Below are 17,008 nucleotides of genomic sequence, written 5' to 3'. Positions count from 1 at the left end.
ATTATCGAAACCTGCCTGTCCGCGCAAGCGCATTCGCAAACACTTGTGCGCCAATTCGTGGTTCACTCCGACAATACAGGGAGTGAGCCCAAAAGGGCCCGGATCAGGAGAAGACAATGCGCGTCGGTTGCCCGAAGGAAATCAAGAACCACGAATATCGCGTCGGCCTCACGCCAGGCTCGGTCCGCGAATATGTGGCGCACGGCCACGAAGTGCTGGTCGAGGCCGGTGCCGGTGCCGGCATCGGCGCCGATGACAATGCCTATCGCGCCGCCGGCGCCACCATCGCCAAGACCGCCGCCGACGTGTTCGCCAAGTCGGACATGATCGTCAAGGTCAAGGAGCCGCAGCCCAATGAGTGGGTGCAGTTGCGCGACGGCCAGATCCTGTACACCTATCTGCACCTGGCTCCGGATCCGGAGCAGACCAAGGGCCTGCTCGCTTCGGGCGTCACCGCGATCGCTTACGAGACCGTGACCGACGACCGTGGCGGCCTGCCGCTGCTCGCGCCGATGTCGGAAGTCGCCGGCCGCCTGTCGATCCAGGCCGGCGCCACGGCGCTGCAGAAGGCCAATGGCGGCCGCGGCGTTCTGCTCGGCGGCGTGCCCGGCGTGCTGCCCGGCAAAGTCACCGTGCTCGGCGGCGGCGTCGTCGGCCTGCACGCGGCCCGCATGGCCGCCGGCCTTGGCGCCGACGTCACCATCATCGACCGTTCGATCCCGCGCCTGCGGCAGCTCGACGACCTCTTCGCCGGCCGTGTGCACACCCGCTACTCGACCGTCGAGGCGCTCGAGGAAGAATGCTTCTCGGCCGACATCGTCGTCGGCGCCGTGCTGATCCCGGGCGCTGCTGCACCCAAGCTCGTCACCCGCGAAATGCTGTCGGGCATGAAGAAGGGCTCGGTGCTGGTCGACGTCGCCATCGACCAGGGCGGCTGCTTCGAGACCTCGCATGCGACGACCCACGCCGAGCCCACCTACGAGGTCGACGGCGTCATCCACTATTGCGTCGCCAACATGCCGGGCGCCGTGCCGGTCACCTCGGCCCATGCGCTGAACAATGCGACGCTGCATTACGGCCTGCAACTCGCCGACAAGGGCCTGAAGGCGCTGGTCGACGACCATCATTTGCGCAACGGCCTCAATGTCCACAAGGGCAAGATCACGAATCGTGCGGTGGCCGAAGCGCTCGGCTACGAACTGGTCGAGCCAAAAGCTGTCCTGGCCGCGTAACCTGAATTACAAGAGTTTCCTCCTGTCAGCCCGCCGGCCCGTGCCGGCGGGTTTTTTCTGCCTGCCAAGTGCAGGCAACAAAAAAGCGGAGCCAAAGCCCCGCTTCCTCGATATCGAGATTGCCGCCGGTTCATCCGCGGTCGGCCAATCGATTGACACTCGCCTTCTATCGCATCTATGCGACGGGAGTACGACAGGCTTCTTGACCGCAATCCTTGTGGTTCAGGCCCGTTCAATCCGGCACTGATAGCAGTTGTTGCGCGCCGAGCGGACATGCACATAGGCAATGTCGGCTCGTTCGAACAAGGCCTTGGCCCGCGCAACGACTGCCCCTGTCGGGATGACCCCGCCGCTGCCATAGACGATGCGATCATCCCTGCCATAGCCGCGCACGATATAGTCCGGGCTTTCGAGAATCTCGGGAAGTTCTTCGCTTCCGTCGGCACGTTCGCATTCTTCGGCGTGCAGGAAGATCGGGCCGGTTTCAGCATAGGGCTGAAGCTCCGGAAAAGGGCGATAGGCAAGGATGAGATAGGCATCGCCGGCGGCGATGTTCTTCAGGCAATGCCGGCAAGGCATGCCGTCACCGTCTGAAATCCTGCGCTCGGGCGTCTGGCCGTATGCATCGGGACCACCTCGCTGCAGTGCCCTGACATGGTCGGTGGGTAGCGCCTTGAACTGAATGGTCATGGTGAAATCTCCGGTGTTGTCGACCGGAAATTATGCGCTCGGGCCGATGCTTCCCACCCGATTCTTGCCAAGGGATCGAGGGACAGATCCGATGTTGGTGATCAGTCCCTCGCATAGATCAAAAGCCCCAGTGATAGCGCCATGCCGATAATCTACACCGGCTAACTAAAATTGGCAGGGCTCCGGATCACCGAATGAAGTCGTCGAAGCGCCGCAATGTCACCCTGCGATTCTGCCAGTTTTCGTTCTGCGTCGGCACGAGCAGGAACTCCTCGCCGTAACCCACGGTTTCCAGGGCATAGCCGGGCACGCCGAATTCGCGCACCAGCGTGCGTTTCAGCGAAGCCGCGCGCTGTTCGGACAGGATCTGGTTCGACTGGAAGGAGCCCACCGCATCGGTGTGCCCTTCGATCAGCACGCGCGCACCGGGATCGCGGCGCAGGATGCGTTGCAGTGCGTCGGCGATGGTCTCGAGCTATGGCTGAAACTGGGTGATGACGGTTTGAGAAGGGCGGCGTATCGAGGCGGGTGATGAAGCCTGCCAGAACCTCTCAAGGAGAGCGATACGCCATGAACGAGACTATCAACATTGTTCGCCTTCGTCAGCCCGACGAAATCGATGATCCCCTGACGGATGTGCTTCGCACCGGCGCGCGCAAATTGCTGGCGCAGGCGATCGAGATGGAGGCCGAAGCGTTTCTTGCCGAGATGCGGGATCTCAAGCTTCCGGACGGACGTGACCGGCTGGTCCGGCACGGTCACGGGCCGGAGCGGAGCATCCAGACGGGGATCGGGGCGGTGCCCGTCAGCCGGGTGAAGGTCCGGGATCGCGGCGCGAACGGTGAAGCGGAGCGCATCCGTTTTTCCTCATCGATCCTGCCGAAATGGGCGCGTCGGACACGAAGTCTGGATGCGCTTCTTCCCGTTCTCTATCTGCGCGGCATTTCGACGGGCGACTTTCAGGAAGCTCTGGCAGCTCTGTTGGGCAAGGAGGCGCCGAACCTCTCACCCTCGGTGATCACGCGACTGACGGCGGAGTGGGGCATCGAATACGATCGTTGGCAAAAGCGCGATCTTTCGGCGCGCCGCTATGTGTATGTGTGGGCGGACGGGGTCTACCTGCAGGCCCGGATGGAAGATCATGCCGAATGCATGCTGGTCCTGATCGGCGCCACGCCCGAGGGCAAGAAAGAGCTGCTCGGCTTCCAGACCGGCATTCGTGAGAGCGCACAGAGCTGGCGCGAGCTGCTGGTCGACGTCAAGCGTCGTGGCCTGCAGATCGCGCCCGATCTTGCCGTCGGCGACGGCGCGCTTGGCTTCTGGAAAGCGCTCGATGAGCTCCTTCCCGGCACCAAGCACCAGCGATGCTGGGTGCACAAGACAGCCAACGTGCTCAACAAGGTGCCGAAATCGGTGCAGGCCGCCATGAAGACGGACTTGCGCGAAATCTTTTCCGCCCCGAACCGAGCCTCAGCCGAGACGGCGATTGCCGTCTTTGTCGAGAAATATGATGCGAAATACGGCAAGGCGGTCGACTGCCTGACCAAAGATCAGAATGCCTTGCTGGCGTTCTACGATTTCCCCGCCGAACATTGGGATCATCTGCGAACGTCCAATCCCATCGAGAGCGTCTTTGCGACCGTTCGCCATCGCACGGTGCGTACCAAGGGCTCACTCTCCTCGAAAACCGCCAGGCTGATGGTCTTCAAGCTGGTCATGGCCGCGGCCAGGACGTGGCGACGACTGAAAGGACAAAATCAGTTGCCTAAACTCATCGCAGGTGCAACGTTCCAGGATGGAATCGAGGTCATTGAACTGAAGCCGCAGAGCGCCGCTTGATCAGCCTCGTCACCCAAATTGCAGCATAGCTCGATGGTCTCGATCTTGTCGTATTGCGAATTGGAGATGGCGGCCGAGCCGAAGGCGAAATTGATCGACTGGATGTCGATCGAGCGCGCCATGCGGCGCAAATCCGGCCTGCGCTTGAATTCGCGGATGGTAACGCGCTCGTTCGGCCGCAGCTTCACTCGGGGCGCCGCTTCGAGCTTCCGCTCGATCGTCGCGGCCGAAGGCGTCGTCGCCTAGGCGGCGGCAAGGCTCGGCATGGCAATCGCGGCGATCAGCGCGGCGGCAAGGGTACGGCGTGTCAGCATGTCTTTTCTCCTTCAGCCTCTGCCGCATTGATGATGTGGGCAAGATGCCAAAGGCAGGCTGAAGCGGCGATGAACGATCGGTTCAGGTTCCGGTTGGTGTCGGATTCCGGCTGAAATCAGGGCCGCATGACGCTGGCCGAGCGCTCGGCGAAAGGCAGCGGATGCACGACCTCTTTCTTCTGCGCGACCGGCTTGAAACCGAGCTTCTGGTAGAGCGGCAGAGCCGCCGGATGGTCAAGCGTGCAGGTCTGCACCGTCACCCGTTTCGGCCCATGCGACCAGGCGGCTGAAATCGCCGAGCCCAGGAACCAGCGACCAATGCCTTGCCCGGTGGCATGTTCCATCATGCCGAAATAGGCGAGCTCGACTTCTTCAGGCAGATGCGGCTTGAGGTCAAAGAAGCCGGCCGGCGCACCGTCGAGATAAAGCACCCTGATGTCGCGATCCTCACGGTGGATGCCCGCCGAAAGCTCGTCGTCATCCAGCCTCAGAACATTCACCCAATGCCATTTGCGGCCCACCCTATCCATCAAATAGCGGTAGAAATGCAGGGGAATGTCCTTGGTCTTCAGCAGCGCGACCTGGCGGTTGTAGGGCACCGGCGGCGAGACGGCAGGAGGGGCATGCATTTCAAGAAAAGTCACCGTGACTTCAATGTCCTGCAGCACACCGTTTTCCATCGTCTTCATTCCTTGCCGGTAGCCGGGCCGATCGCGACAGGCGTGTCGGAGAGCCCGCCCCACTCGGTCCACGAGCCGTCATAAAGCCTGTTGTCGGTGTGGCCAAGCGTCTCCAGCGCCAGAGTGATGACCGCGGCGGTGACACCGGAGCCGCAAGATGTGACGACGGGCTTCGACAGATCAATGCCGGCCTCCTCGATCACCTTGCGCAAACGGTCCTTCGACAGCAGTTCGCCGTTTTCCGACAGTGCGGAGTACGGCACATTGCGCGCGCCCGGCATATGGCCGGAGCGGACACCCGGGCGCGGCTCGGGCTCGGCACCGGTGAAGCGGCCGGGTCCACGGGCATCGGCGATCTGGCTGGCGCTGGTCTCGACGATCCGGCGCATGTCGGCGAGGCTGGCGACACGACCGGCGTCGAAATCGGCATGGAACACACTTGGCGCGATCTTCGTCAGCTCGGCCGTCACCGGCCGGCCGGCCGCTTTCCAGGCGTCGAACCCACCATCCAGAATATAGGTCTGGAAAACGCCCATGATGCGGAACATCCACCAGGCCCGGGGTGCCGAGAAGAATCCCGGACCGTCATAGATGACGATGGTGTCGTCGGCCGAGACGCCCATCGCGCCGACATATTGCGCGAAGTGCTGCGGCGACGGCAGCGTGTGCGGCAAAGCAGCGTCAGGATCCGAAACCGCATCCTGGTCCAGGAAGCGGGCGCCTGGAATGTGCGCGGCCTGATATTCCGCACGGGCGTCGCGCTTTTGCGCCGGCAGATACCAGGACGCGTCAATGATCGTCAGGCCCGGCTCGCCCAGGCGCGTCTGCAGCCAGTCCGCGTCAACTGTGAAAGGACTGTCCTGGGCCATTCTTGTTCTCCTGCTTCGTCCTCGGCAAAACGTTGTTTAGCTTGGCAGTTCGGAGGCGTTCCGAGCGCGCGACATTCGCTTTGGATATGCAACATAGCCAAGCCGAGCGGTTCGCTGATTCCGATTGTCTTCGTGTTTCGTGGCGAGTACGGATTGATCGTTATGATCTGGGGTGGGCGGGGTCAACAATCTAGGCATGCGCAATCTTCTATTTACCCGTATTCCCAGCAATCCGCTTTCGCTCGGACTTGTTTGCAACTTCATCGCGCATTATCCGCCTTTTGATGGCTACGAATTCGGCCTGATGGTGAAGACGCTGCGCTACCAGCTGGATCAGCAGACACATATGATCGGCTCGATCGACGACGCCATCGTCGCTTATGTCGGCTGGATCCAGACCAGCCGCGAGATAGCCGAGGCGTGGGCGACGAATGGCGGGCCGCTCAATCCGTTTCCCGGCGGCGACGCCACCGCAGTGACGGTGCTGGCGACGCGATCGTCGTCCCACATCCTGCCGATGATCAAGGAAGCCAAGCGCATCAACCTGGACAAATCGGTATTCTGGAAGCGTGACTTCATCGACAGCCGCGGCTCGGTCAAGCGGGCCGTCCGCAAGCGCGACCTCTGATGGATCCGGCCGGTTCCGCCGAGGCGCTGACGCAAGAAATCCTCATCCGGCTGGATGACCGCTATGCCGCAATGTTCGTGCGCATCTGGCGGCCGGTCGGCACGCCGCGCGCAACGGTGTTCTGCCTGCACGGCTTTGCCGGCAATGGTGCCGACTTCGACTATCTCGCCACCTTCCTGTGCCGCAATGGCTTCCTGGTTATCTGTCCCGACTTGCTGGGGCGCGGGCGCAGCGCCTATCTGGGGTCGGGATACGACATCAACGTCTACTCCAAATGCCTGCGCGCGCTCGGCGAGTTCGCCGGTACGGAGAACCACTTCATCGGCACGTCGTGGGGCGGTACGATTTTGCTGCTGTTTCTGCAGATGACCCGCTCCAAGGCCGCGAGAATCATTCTCAACGACGTCCCCATGGTCGGCGGGCCGAAGGTTGACGCGATGAGAAACGAAGTCCTCAGGGAAAGTACACTTGCGTTCGAAACCCGCGCGGCGGCCAGGAACTATCTAAGCGCCACCAGAGCCGTCATGAGCCCGGTCGAGGATACAGTGTTCAACCGCTATGTCGAGAACCGGATCGCCGCCGGTCCCGATGGCTTCCGGCTCGCCTATGACCCGGCCACGACGGGAAATTTCGGCGCCCTGACCGGCCGCGAATACGATCTTTTCCCGATCGCCGCCAAGATCGACGCTCGCATCCTGCTGATGTACGGTCGCGGCAGCCAGGTCATTGACCGGCAGGCTATCGAGCGCACGCGGCTGGCACGGCCTGATCTGTGGCTTGTCGACAACATCGATGCCGGCGATCCGCCGTCGCTGATGACACTGGACCAGGCTCTGCTCATCCTGGGGTTCCTGTCCGCAGTCTGAAATTTGGATTCTGGTCGTGGCGGAGTTGGTTCCAAAAATGCATTTCGACGATTTGTACAGCGAATATGTCGCCGCGACCTATGATCGCCAAAGCTCAATCGAAAATCCCGCCAAGATCCTGATCTGTACGACCCCGCGAACGGCGGGGCATTCCTATTGTCAGGTGTTGCAACAGTTTGGTCTGGGACTACCGACCGAGTATTTTCAGTGGCTGTACGCCTTGCCGTTGATGAGACGCTGGTCGGCTGACAACACGATGGACCTCGAGACACTCAATGAGCAGGGGCCGGCATACGGTCGCCATCTCATGGAGAAAAGAACCGAGAACGGCGTGTTCAGCGCAAAGATATTTTATGAGAACCTGCCATTCGCACGCAGTTCAATCGGCGTCGACGACGACAACTCGTTCTACGTTTTCCTCTCCAGGAGAAACAAGATCGATCAGACCATAAGCTTGCTCTCGGTGCTTCAGACGGGCCAGCCATTCGACAGCCAGGAGACATTGCCTGGAATTCCAACGGTCGCAGTTTTGAACGAGAGGGTGGTCCGAGATGCCGCGCAACACATTTTGAATGGCGAGATCAGGTGGAAGAATTATCTGAACACCGTTGATCGGAACAGGGTGGCACACGTCTTCTATGAGGACTTTATCGCGAACCAACAGGAGAACGTATCCGCCACAATAAGCAACTGGCTCCCGGGCTTCGAGCTGAAGTCAAATGCCACGTCGACAAGCAGACGCTATGCGCAAGGTGTCGACTTCAAGGACATGATCGGAAGGCAATTCGGCGCCTTGATCCGACGGTTTTGGCGGGACCATGCCTGATCTAACCTGTCATCGACGCGAAACACTAACCGAAGACCCCTGCGCGGGCCGCAACGCCAGCGCATAGTCGAACCGGATTATATCGTCGGCACGACTGAATGCGAACTGCCGCACAACGGCCAGAATCGCCTCCTTAACTTCCAGCCGACCGAGACGAGCGCCACCGCACATGCGTGGTCCGGTAAGGAAGGGAATAAAGGCCCGTCGGTCGAAGCTGTTCTCCATGAATTCCTTGCGGCTGGCATCGAAGACGTGCGGGTTTGACCAGAAGGCCGGATTCTGGTGCACACCGACGATCGATACCATGATCAGTTGCCCGGCGGAGAGGTTCCGTCCGTCGAGAACCGTATCGGCGCCGACTTCCCGGGTCAGGAACGGTATCGGAGGGAAATAGCGCATCGTCTCATTGATCATGCAATCGGTGTACGGCGTCTGCGCCTCGCCCGAGAGAACCTCGGCATGGATGCGCTCCTGCACCTGCTGGTTGGCCCCCAGCCGATCGATGACCCAAAGTGCAGTCGTGACCGTTGTCTCGACGCCGGCGAAGAAATTCATGACGAACTCTTCCACCGGCGAAAAGCCTTCGACATCAGTGGCTTCGCTTTTAAAGCGGTCCATCTCCGCAGCGGCCCTGGGATCCGCCATCAGCAGCGATGCGAAATCGGCAACCACCGCGCGAGCATCCTGGATGGCGTTCGCACGTTCGGCGGTCGTCGGCGTCACCCAGGAATAATATTGGAGACGCCTCAGCACATCGCGGACCCTGTCGAGCAGCAATAGCGTCGCCGCCCTGTCGGGAACAAGGCCGAAAGCCCGGTAAAATATCGTCATCGATGCGGCGAACAAAGCTTGCTGAATTGCGGGCAGCGTAGCCTCGCTACTGGACAGACAGGCGGCGAAGATTTCCGCCACGGGATGCTGCTGCGCCGGCCTGGCGGCCGACAGATAAATATCCTGGGTGATGGCGCGCCGGCCAGACCAGTCCTCATCATTGGTGTTGAAGCGGCTGAAACCTAGGGCCGAGATCAGGGAGAAGTTTTTTCGGAAGAGCTCTGGCGCCTTGACGATGACGTCGACGGCCTCGGGATTGTCGAAGACCGGGAGATTGCCGAGATCTCGGGCTTTCCCGTTCGGCCCCACCTGCCCGCTCTGGGCGAAAAGCACATAGACCAGGTTGTTGAGCACGCTTTCGATTTGCGCTGGATTGTCCACCAAACCCCCTGTCGGTCGCGGCTCGGTCAGCCCCAGCGCGACGCTTACCACATCTGTCCAACGGCGCTACCGAGGCATCGTGGCAAAGCAGCAACACTACCCCGCAAAGTTGCTGGCCGGACTTGCTGCAATGTGCCGTTAGGTTATGTGTGTAATGTTGGTTTTGGGGCAAGATTCTAAACGGGGGTTAGTATGCGGGCTCGGGCACCTGGTAAATTGTTGGCGACTGTAGCGGCGTCCGCTGCTTCGGTGACTTCCGCAGGCGTGGTTGCCGCGCATGCGGAGGATGCGAAGGTCACAGACCAGTCGGTGATCGATTCCCGCGTCAAGATCGCTTTCGAGGGCGCGTTTTATCAAAACAACGTCCACCAGGACGACAAGACCGGAGTCACCGACAAGCTTGGAAACAGCAATGGTGACTTCTCAGGTTCGGTCGCGCTGACCAAGCAGATTTCTTCAGACATGGACTGGCGCCTTGCAGGCGCGTTTCATTTAGGCAAGAACCGTTCTTGGCAAGAGAGTGGCCAGATAACGGGCAGCGACCCAGGCTTTTTGACCATAGGCTACGGCGACGACTACAACTTCCAGGCGTTCGATTTCGATGTCGGCAAGCACGTCAAGGTTCAGGCCGCCGATATTCGGTTCTTTGGCGGTCTGCGTCTGGTGCATTCGGATGAAAGAGCCGATGTCTTTGAAAGATTCTCCCCGGACAATGCTGCCGACAAGGGCGGTACCGTCGACAAGGTAGGATCGTCGGAATATTGGGGCATTGGCCCGCGTGTTGGCGCCGAGGCATACTATCCGCTGAGTGAAACCTGGGGACTGACAGGCGCGGTTTCCGGCTCCGTCATGTGGGGCCGCCGTGAAAACCGCGCCGGATTCAACTACGACTTCACAACGGGTCAAAAGGGCTCAATCACGGTGGCAAGCCAGTCCGCCAATCAGACCGTGACCAATCTCGACGCCTCGGCCGGCCTGAGTTGGACCCCTCTTGCCGGCGCCACCTTTACGGCGGGCTACAAGATCGAGCAGTGGCACAATCTGCTTATCAATGCGGACAGTACCACCCAGACCTTCCACGGACCGTTCCTTCGTCTCGAAGTCAAAATGTGACCGCAGTAACCGGCGCGCGGTGAGCTTGGGCGCGATGTTCGAATCCAGGATCGCGGTCAACGGCAACGTCAAATTGCACTACACGGCGGCGGGCTCTGGCCCGCCGATCGTCTTTCTGCACGGCTTTCCGGATCATGGAATGGGCTGGCGCCGGCAGATGCAGGCGCTTTGCGGCCGCTATCGCGTGATCGCGCCGGACCTGCGTGGCTTCGGACAAAGCGATGCGCCGCAGGGTTACGGCAACTATCTGCTGGCAAACCTGGTCAACGACGTGCTGGCCGTTCTCGCCGCTGAAAAGCTGACCCAGGCCGCGATTGTCGGCCACGATTGGGGCGGTATCATCGCATGGTGGCTGGCCACACGAGTGCCGCAGGTCGTGCGCCATCTCGTCCTGTTGTCGACTCCGCACCCGCGCAATCATCTGCGTGCGATTGCCGATCCGGCCAATGCCGAGATCACCGGCTATATACGCCGCTTCCAGGTACCGGGCGCAGCCCAGATGCTGGACATCAACGAACTCTGCGCATGGGTCACTGATCCGGCGGACAGGCAAGCCCTGGTGGACTCCCTCAGGCGATCCGATCCGGAGGCGATGCTGGGCTACTACAGGGCCAACATACCGCTTGGCAGAGTGCCTGACTTAGGGCCGTTGCCTCTCGTCAAGGCACCGACCCTGGTGCTGTTCGGCACCGACGATCCTTATGTCCCGGCCAGCGCTTTTGACGGCACGTTCCGCGAGGTCGACAACGTGACCGCACTGGTGGCCTTGCCCGGCGCCGGTCACTTCATCCACCATCAGGCAGCCAAGTTCGTCACCGAGCAGATCGAGGCGTGGGTGGAGCGACCACCTTCCAGTTTCCGTCACCTAGCGTAAGGTATCTCAGGATCGCCTGACCAGTTATAGAAAGCCAAGTGCTGTCCGACCTCAGTTCGCCGGCATCGGGCCGAAGCGGATGCGGAAGCGCCTGTTCTCACGGCCCTTCTTCTCGATCTTGCCGATGTGGATTTCGCCGATTTCACCGGTGCTTTTGACATGCGTGCCACCGCAGGGCTGGCTGTCCACCGAGGCGTTGTCACCGATGCAGACAAGGCGGATCCTGCCGGTGCCAACCGGCGGCCGGACGTTCTTCGACTTTACCAGGCTGGGATTCGCGGCGAGTTCCTCGTCGCTGATCATCCTGGTGAAAATCGGATGATTGGCCCGCACCAGATCCATCAGGCGCGCGGTCACCTCTTCCTTCGAGAAGCTGGCGTCCGGAATGTCGAAATCGACACGGCTGTCGTCCTCGGAAACCGCCGCACCGGTGATCGGAAATGGGCAAACGACTGTAAGCAGGTGGCAAGCCGCGTGCATGCGCATCAACAGGTGCCGGCGCTCCCAGTCAATGGCGAGTTTGACCTTCTCGCCAACCGCTAAGGCCGCCTGCTCCGGCGCCGGCACATGGATGATCTCGTCCTTGGTCTCACCCGTGATGGTGGCGGCAATGGCGATGCGGCTGCCATCGGCGCGTTCGAGATAGCCGGTATCGCCCGGCTGGCCGCCCGAGGTGGCGTAGAATATGGTCCGGTCGAGAATGATGCCGCCGCGCTCGTTGACGGCAACGACCGTCGCGTCCGCCGTGCTGAGATAGGCATCGTCGCGAAACAGCGCTTCCGTCTTGTGCGCCATCACGCGACCTTTTCGAAAGGCACCGAAATCTTGCTCTGCAGTTCCATCCAGCCCGGTACAGGCAGGTTCTTCTCGCGCAGGAATTCCGGGTTGAACAGCTTCGACTGATAGCGCGTGCCGTAGTCGCAAAGAATGGTCACGATGGTGTGGCCGGGACCCAATTCCCTGGCCAGACGGATGGCGCCGGCAATGTTTATGCCGGTCGAGCCGCCGACGCACAGGCCTTCTTCCTGGATCAGGTCGAAGACGATCGGCAGTGCGTCCTCGTCCTTGATCTGGAACGAGAAGTCCGGTGTGAATCCTTCGAGATTGGCAGTGATGCGCCCCTGCCCGATGCCTTCGGTGATCGAACTGCCCTCGGACTTCAATTCGCCGCTGGTGTAGAAACTGTAGAGCGCGGCCCCGAGCGGATCGGCGAGCGCGATCTTCACATCCTTGCTCTTGGCCTTCAGCCCGAAGGCAACGCCAGCCAGCGTGCCGCCGGAACCGACCGCCGAGACGAAACCGTCGACCTTGCCGCCGGTCTGGTCCCAGATTTCCTCCGCGGTGGTGCGGATATGTCCATCGCGGTTGGCGACATTGTCGAACTGGTTGGCCCAGATGGCACCGTTCGGCTCGCTCCTGGCCATCTGCTCGGCCAGCCGTCCCGACAGTTTCACGTAATTGTTGGGGTTCTTGTAGGGCACGGCCGGCACCTCGATCAGCTCGGCGCCGAGCAACCGGATGGTGTCCTTCTTTTCCTGGCTCTGCGTATCGGGAATGACGATGACAGTGCGATAGCCCAGCGCCTTGGCGACCAGCGTCAGCCCGATGCCGGTGTTGCCGGCTGTTCCCTCGACGATGACACCGCCCGGCTTCAACAGGCCGCGCTGTTCGGCGTCACGGATGATGAACAGGCCGGCGCGATCCTTGACCGATTGCCCCGGATTCATGAATTCGGCCTTGCCCAGGATCTCGCAGCCGGTTTCTTCGGAAGCTTTGTTGAGGCGGATCAGAGGCGTGTTGCCGATCGCGTCGATCACAGAACGGGGCATTCAGGATTCCTTGTGTGCGTGCGCCGAAACCCTAGAAACCCGAAGCTTCGGTTTCAAGGCAAGAATTTGCCTGGTCCAGTCGCATTTCCGGCTCTGCGGTGTATATGCACCCTCCAGGCCGGACTCGATGTCGCACAGTTCATTTGCACCCGACGTCGAAAAGCACTCTTTTCATTCGATTTCCTGACCGCTAGAGCAAGGCACCAACAAACTCGGCAGGGCGCAGCATGACACTCTATCGGGCCGATCCGAAACACGGCGTCGCCTGGGTCACGGGCGGCAGCAGCGGCATTGGCCGCTCGCTGGCCAGGGATTTGGCATCCCGGGGTTACGCGGTGGCGGTAACCGCACTGGACGACGATCCGATCGACACGCTTATCGTCGAGACTGCGCAGATGCCGGGCAGCGTCACCGCCTTTCCCTGCGATGTCACTGACGAGCCGCGCATGGCAAGAACGGTCGCCGCGATCGAGAAAGAGCTCGGCCCGATCGTGCTCGCCGTCTTCAATGCCGGGAACTACATCTCGACGCCTGGAGAGGCTCTCGTCGTCAGCGACTTTCGCAAGTCCTTCGAGGTCAACTATTTCGGCATCATCAACGGGCTGGTGCCGGTCGTGGAGCATATGCGCGTGCGATCGCGCGGCCATGTCGTGCTCGTCGGATCGGTCACCGCCTATTTCGGCTGGCCGACGACGGCCGCCTATGGCGGCACCAAGGCGGCGATCAACATCCTGGCCGAGTCGCTGAAATATGACTTCGACAAGATGAACATCCGCGTCCAGGTGATAAACCCCGGTTTTGTCGACACGCCGCTGACCGAAAAGAACATGCTGCCAATGCCGGGCCTGATGCCGGTCAGCCGGGCGACGCGCCGCATGGTGAAGGCAATCAAATCCGGTGGCTTCGAGGTCACCTTTCCCTACCGTACGAGCTGGCCTCTGAAATTTCTCGCTTTGTTGCCCAGGCCGATCACCCGGTGGGTGATCATCTTGATGACCAGCTGGAAGGCAAGGCCGCTGCATTACGAGCGCAAGCCGCCCAACAAATAGGATGCCCACAGGATTGGTGGTGTGGTTGCCTGGACGGCCGTTGCCTGTTCATGGCCACCACCATAGGTTTGTTGTTGTTGCGTGGAGTCTGCGATGGGGCGACGGATCGTGCTTGCTGTGCTGGGCCTGATCGCCGTCCTTGCTCTAGTCTTCGTCCTTGGCCCACGCGTTCCCGTCGACACCACGATCCGCTTCGATCCTTCCGTCATCGGTGACGATCCGCAGGCCTATGTGGCAAAGGTGGAAGCCGCCGTGCCCGGTATCCGCGACGGGCTGGATAAGGAGATCGTCTGGGCCAACCCGATGGTGCATGCCAAGACGCCGCTGTCGATCGTCTACATCCATGGCTTCTCGGCTTCAAAGGGCGAGGTCCGCCCCCTGCCCGACGAGGTCGCCGACCAGCTCGACGCCAACCTCTTCTACACCCGCCTCACCGGTCACGGGCAGGACGGCGCGGCGATGGCGCAAGGCAGCATCAACGCCTGGATCAACGATTATGAGGAGGCGCTCGCCATCGGGCGGGCGATCGGCGACAAGGTGATCGTCATCTCGACCTCGACCGGTGGCTCGCTGGCGGCATGGGCGGCAACGCAGCCAGGCGCATCGGACGGGGTGGCGGCCATTGCGTTCATCTCCCCCAATTTTGGCGTGAGGGCGTCCGGTGCCGAGCTCCTGACCATGCCATGGGGCAAGCAGATCGCCGAACTGGTCATCGGCAAGGAGCGCAGCTTCGCGCCGCGCAACGCGCTGCACCAAAAATTCTGGACCACCAAATATCCGGTTGCCGCGACGCTGCCGATGCAGGCGCTGACAGAACTCGCCTATGGCGCGCCGGTGGAGAAGGCTGATATCCCTGCCCTGTTCATCTTCTCGGATATGGACAAAGTTGTGCGACCGGACCGCACGCGTGAGATCGCCGGGCGCTGGGGTGGTGCGCATGAACTGGTCCCCATCGAAAGCACTGGCGATCCCGACAATCACGTCATCGCCGGCGACGCGCTGTCGCCGTCGACCACGGCTTTCCTGGCGCAACGGATTGCTGTCTGGGTCGAGGCGGTTGCGAAGTAAGGTTTCGGAGACAAAAAAAGGGCGGCTGAAGCATCGCTTCAGCCGCCCTTTCTCATTCAGTCATGCAATCAGCCAAGCGCCAAGGCTTGGCCGACCGTCACGAGGCTTCGTTACGCAGCGCGCGCCGCCGGACGCTTGCCGCCGAAGCGGCGCTTGTTGTTGCCCTTGAAGGCTGGCTTGCCGCCTTCCGGCTTGCGTTCACCGGCAAAGGCCGGCTTGTCGCCGAACCGCTTCTTGCCGAAGCCGTTGCCCTTGTTCTCGCCGCCCGGCCGCCTGCCGTCGCGACGGCCATTGCGGTCGTTGCGATCATTGGCGGGCTCGAAGCGCTCGTTCTTTTCAGCCGGATTGCGCTGCGGATCGGGGCTGCCGAGATGGTCGGCAACGATTGGCAGCTTGGTGCGGATGATGCGCTCGACCTGGCGCAGCTTGCTGTTTTCCGAAGGATCGCAAAGCGTGATCGCGATGCCGTCCATGCCGTTGCGGCCGGTGCGGCCGATGCGGTGGACGTAGCTCTCGGCTTCGTCCGGCAGGTCGAAATTCACGACATGGCTGATGCCGGGAACGTCGATGCCGCGCGCCGCGATATCGGTCGCGACGAGAATGCGCACCGAGCCCTCACGGAAATCGTTGAGCGCCTTCTGACGGGCGTTCTGCGACTTGTTGCCGTGAATGACGGCGGCCTTGAAGCCGTCGCGCTCGAGGTCCTTGGTCACCCGGTCGGCGCCATGCTTGGTGCGCGAGAAGATGATGACGGACTTCATCGCCTCGTCGGCGAGCATCGTCGACAGAACCTGGCGCTTCTGCTTGGTGCGGGCGAAGACGACGCCCTGGGAGATTTCGACCGCCGCGGTGCTTTGCGGCGAGACTTCGATGCGGACGGGGTTCTTCAAGAGACCCTTGGCCAGTTCGGCGATCTCGTCCGGCATGGTGGCCGAAAACAGCGCCGTCTGGCGGTCAGACGCGGTCGCCTTGGCGATACGCTTGACGTCGTTGATGAAGCCCATGTCGAGCATACGGTCGCCCTCGTCCAGCACCAGCCATTTGGTGTCGGACAGGATGAGGTCGCCCTCGCGCACCAGGTCGGTCAAGCGGCCCGGTGTGGCAATGAGGATGTCGACGCCGGGCGCAACCTTCTTCACCTGGCTGAAGCGCGAGACGCCGCCCAGCACGAGTGCGGTGGAGACATGCTGGCCTTTTGCGAGGATCTTGATGGTGTCCTCGATCTGCACGGCAAGTTCACGCGTCGGCGCCAGGATCAGCGCACGGGCCGTCTTGGCGCGCCGCTTTGTGCCGAGCGCGATGATCTTCGAAAGGATCGGCAGCGCAAAGGCCGCGGTCTTGCCGGAGCCCGTCTGCGCGATGCCGAAAATGTCACGGCCTTCCAGCTGCGGCGGGATGGCCTGCATCTGGATCGGCTTCGGTTCTGTGAAGCCGGCATTGTGGGTGGCCTTGAGCAGCGCACCCGTAATTCCCAGCGCTGCGAAACCGGTGAGTTCCGCGGTGTTGTTGCCGGGCAAAGTGTTTTCGTTGGTCAAAATAATCTTCTTTCAAGCGGCCTCTTGGCCGCAAACATCAATGGCGGCAGGGCGCAACCTGCCGTCGAAAAATTTGATATGAAACGACAAGGCGGGCGGACGGTATCGCCCACTCGGCTGCGCTGTCGTGCCCGCAGGCATCATGCCACGGGGCTTTTTCGCCGCCTTACCGATTTGTCGGGAAGAGGGAAAACAGACGCAACCAGTCTCATTTGTCGAGAAGGCCGGAATCTCCCGGCCCAAGCGCCTATGGGCTGCATATGGCTGACTTCGCCCCGGAATGCAAGGGGCGGCATGTTGCAGCGCAACAAAAACCAGCCAAAAGCCGACGCTTGCGCTCCCCGGCGGGCATCATTACCACAAATGCAGCTTCTATTTTGGGGA

General features: G+C 61.4%; 17 protein-coding genes and 1 pseudogene. 10 read left to right on the top strand and 8 right to left on the bottom strand.

What is annotated here, in order from left to right:
* The first annotated feature begins 116 nt into the window (after positions 1–116).
* A complete protein-coding gene (gene ald / locus HB778_RS29640) occupies positions 117–1,232 on the top strand; it encodes an alanine dehydrogenase (RefSeq protein WP_010909316.1) in 1,116 nt (371 codons plus the stop codon).
* Between the two features lie 222 nt (positions 1,233–1,454).
* On the opposite strand, the gene HB778_RS29635 is transcribed toward ald, so the two are convergent.
* On the bottom strand, positions 1,455–1,922 hold the full coding sequence (locus HB778_RS29635; protein ID WP_183459037.1) for a DUF1203 domain-containing protein: 468 nt from the start codon (positions 1,920–1,922) through the stop codon (positions 1,455–1,457).
* A 187-nt stretch (positions 1,923–2,109) separates the two neighbouring features.
* Positions 2,110–2,397, bottom strand: a pseudogene (locus HB778_RS29630) (OmpA family protein); the annotation flags it as partial.
* A gap of 95 nt (positions 2,398–2,492) precedes the next feature.
* Between HB778_RS29630 and HB778_RS29625 the strand changes: the two are divergent.
* Both HB778_RS29625 and HB778_RS29620 read left to right on the top strand, forming a co-directional pair.
* Complete coding sequence (locus HB778_RS29625) at positions 2,493–3,761, top strand: IS256 family transposase (RefSeq protein ID WP_183457400.1); 1,269 nt, start codon at positions 2,493–2,495, stop codon at positions 3,759–3,761.
* A 33-nt stretch (positions 3,762–3,794) separates the two neighbouring features.
* Positions 3,795–4,007, top strand: coding sequence for a hypothetical protein (locus tag HB778_RS29620; RefSeq protein WP_183459035.1), 213 nt, complete (start codon positions 3,795–3,797; stop codon positions 4,005–4,007).
* Between the two features lie 184 nt (positions 4,008–4,191).
* On the opposite strand, the gene HB778_RS29615 is transcribed toward HB778_RS29620, so the two are convergent.
* The gene (locus HB778_RS29615) at positions 4,192–4,755 is read right to left on the bottom strand and encodes a GNAT family N-acetyltransferase (protein WP_183459033.1); all 564 of its coding nucleotides are present in this window, start codon (positions 4,753–4,755) and stop codon (positions 4,192–4,194) included.
* Positions 4,756–4,760: 5 nt separating this feature from the next.
* Positions 4,761–5,624 (bottom strand): 3-mercaptopyruvate sulfurtransferase, encoded by an 864-nt coding sequence (sseA, locus tag HB778_RS29610; protein WP_183459030.1) that lies wholly within the window; start codon positions 5,622–5,624, stop codon positions 4,761–4,763.
* Between the two features lie 196 nt (positions 5,625–5,820).
* On the opposite strand from sseA, the gene HB778_RS29605 reads away from it, so the two are divergent.
* Genes HB778_RS29605 through HB778_RS29595 form a run of 3 tightly spaced genes read left to right on the top strand, consistent with a single transcriptional unit; the run spans position 5,821 to position 7,944 of the window.
* On the top strand, positions 5,821–6,252 hold the full coding sequence (locus tag HB778_RS29605) for a hypothetical protein (protein ID WP_183459028.1): 432 nt from the start codon (positions 5,821–5,823) through the stop codon (positions 6,250–6,252).
* Positions 6,252–7,118 carry an alpha/beta fold hydrolase gene (locus HB778_RS29600; RefSeq protein ID WP_183459026.1) on the top strand — a complete coding sequence of 289 codons (867 nt, stop codon included), beginning with the start codon at positions 6,252–6,254 and terminating at the stop codon, positions 7,116–7,118. The genes HB778_RS29605 and HB778_RS29600 overlap by 1 nt, the downstream gene beginning before the upstream one ends.
* A 37-nt stretch (positions 7,119–7,155) precedes the next feature.
* Positions 7,156–7,944, top strand: coding sequence for a Stf0 family sulfotransferase (locus tag HB778_RS29595; protein WP_183459024.1), 789 nt, complete (start codon positions 7,156–7,158; stop codon positions 7,942–7,944).
* Between the two features lie 9 nt (positions 7,945–7,953).
* Here HB778_RS29595 and HB778_RS29590 read toward each other — a convergent pair whose 3' ends face one another.
* Positions 7,954–9,156, bottom strand: coding sequence for a cytochrome P450 (locus HB778_RS29590; protein WP_183459022.1), 1,203 nt, complete (start codon positions 9,154–9,156; stop codon positions 7,954–7,956).
* Between the two features lie 249 nt (positions 9,157–9,405).
* On the opposite strand from HB778_RS29590, the gene HB778_RS29585 reads away from it, so the two are divergent.
* Both HB778_RS29585 and HB778_RS29580 read left to right on the top strand, forming a co-directional pair.
* Positions 9,406–10,269: an Lpg1974 family pore-forming outer membrane protein gene (locus tag HB778_RS29585; RefSeq protein WP_183459020.1), complete on the top strand. Its 864-nt coding sequence runs from the start codon at positions 9,406–9,408 to the stop codon at positions 10,267–10,269.
* A gap of 34 nt (positions 10,270–10,303) precedes the next feature.
* Complete coding sequence (locus tag HB778_RS29580; protein ID WP_244662011.1) at positions 10,304–11,143, top strand: alpha/beta fold hydrolase; 840 nt, start codon at positions 10,304–10,306, stop codon at positions 11,141–11,143.
* A 51-nt stretch (positions 11,144–11,194) separates the two neighbouring features.
* Here HB778_RS29580 and HB778_RS29575 read toward each other — a convergent pair whose 3' ends face one another.
* Together HB778_RS29575 and HB778_RS29570 are read right to left on the bottom strand one after the other, a co-directional pair.
* Positions 11,195–11,938, bottom strand: a complete 744-nt coding sequence (locus tag HB778_RS29575) for an alanyl-tRNA editing protein (protein ID WP_183459016.1) — start codon at positions 11,936–11,938, stop codon at positions 11,195–11,197.
* Positions 11,938–12,972, bottom strand: coding sequence for a cysteine synthase A (locus HB778_RS29570; protein ID WP_095203311.1), 1,035 nt, complete (start codon positions 12,970–12,972; stop codon positions 11,938–11,940). The genes HB778_RS29575 and HB778_RS29570 overlap by 1 nt, the downstream gene beginning before the upstream one ends.
* Positions 12,973–13,199: 227 nt before the next feature.
* Between HB778_RS29570 and HB778_RS29565 the strand changes: the two genes are divergently transcribed.
* On the top strand, positions 13,200–14,021 hold the full coding sequence (locus HB778_RS29565; protein WP_183459014.1) for an SDR family oxidoreductase: 822 nt from the start codon (positions 13,200–13,202) through the stop codon (positions 14,019–14,021).
* Positions 14,022–14,114: 93 nt separating this feature from the next.
* A complete protein-coding gene (locus HB778_RS29560) occupies positions 14,115–15,089 on the top strand; it encodes an alpha/beta hydrolase (RefSeq protein WP_183459012.1) in 975 nt (324 codons plus the stop codon).
* Between the two features lie 110 nt (positions 15,090–15,199).
* Here HB778_RS29560 and HB778_RS29555 read toward each other — a convergent pair whose 3' ends face one another.
* The gene (locus HB778_RS29555; RefSeq protein ID WP_183459010.1) at positions 15,200–16,624 is read right to left on the bottom strand and encodes a DEAD/DEAH box helicase; all 1,425 of its coding nucleotides are present in this window, start codon (positions 16,622–16,624) and stop codon (positions 15,200–15,202) included.
* Positions 16,625–17,008: the final 384 nt, after the last annotated feature.

This window comes from Mesorhizobium huakuii (assembly GCF_014189455.1).
GTDB classification, from domain to species: Bacteria; Pseudomonadota; Alphaproteobacteria; order Rhizobiales; family Rhizobiaceae; genus Mesorhizobium; species Mesorhizobium huakuii_A.
This window is presented reverse-complemented; position numbering and strand designations above follow the sequence as displayed.

Bases quoted from the DNA above. Each gene is read 5' to 3' on its own strand.
- ald (WP_010909316.1), top strand. From the start codon at position 117: ATGCGCGTCGGTTGCCCGAAGGAAATCAAGAACCACGAATATCGCGTC.
- HB778_RS29635 (WP_183459037.1), bottom strand. From the start codon at position 1,922: ATGACCATTCAGTTCAAGGCGCTACCCACCGACCATGTCAGGGCACTG.
- HB778_RS29625 (WP_183457400.1), top strand. From the start codon at position 2,493: ATGAACGAGACTATCAACATTGTTCGCCTTCGTCAGCCCGACGAAATC.
- HB778_RS29620 (WP_183459035.1), top strand. From the start codon at position 3,795: ATGGTCTCGATCTTGTCGTATTGCGAATTGGAGATGGCGGCCGAGCCG.
- HB778_RS29615 (WP_183459033.1), bottom strand. From the start codon at position 4,755: ATGGAAAACGGTGTGCTGCAGGACATTGAAGTCACGGTGACTTTTCTT.
- sseA (WP_183459030.1), bottom strand. From the start codon at position 5,624: ATGGCCCAGGACAGTCCTTTCACAGTTGACGCGGACTGGCTGCAGACG.
- HB778_RS29605 (WP_183459028.1), top strand. From the start codon at position 5,821: ATGCGCAATCTTCTATTTACCCGTATTCCCAGCAATCCGCTTTCGCTC.
- HB778_RS29600 (WP_183459026.1), top strand. From the start codon at position 6,252: ATGGATCCGGCCGGTTCCGCCGAGGCGCTGACGCAAGAAATCCTCATC.
- HB778_RS29595 (WP_183459024.1), top strand. From the start codon at position 7,156: ATGCATTTCGACGATTTGTACAGCGAATATGTCGCCGCGACCTATGAT.
- HB778_RS29580 (WP_244662011.1), top strand. From the start codon at position 10,304: ATGTTCGAATCCAGGATCGCGGTCAACGGCAACGTCAAATTGCACTAC.
- HB778_RS29575 (WP_183459016.1), bottom strand. From the start codon at position 11,938: ATGGCGCACAAGACGGAAGCGCTGTTTCGCGACGATGCCTATCTCAGC.
- HB778_RS29570 (WP_095203311.1), bottom strand. From the start codon at position 12,972: ATGCCCCGTTCTGTGATCGACGCGATCGGCAACACGCCTCTGATCCGC.
- HB778_RS29565 (WP_183459014.1), top strand. From the start codon at position 13,200: ATGACACTCTATCGGGCCGATCCGAAACACGGCGTCGCCTGGGTCACG.
- HB778_RS29560 (WP_183459012.1), top strand. From the start codon at position 14,115: ATGGGGCGACGGATCGTGCTTGCTGTGCTGGGCCTGATCGCCGTCCTT.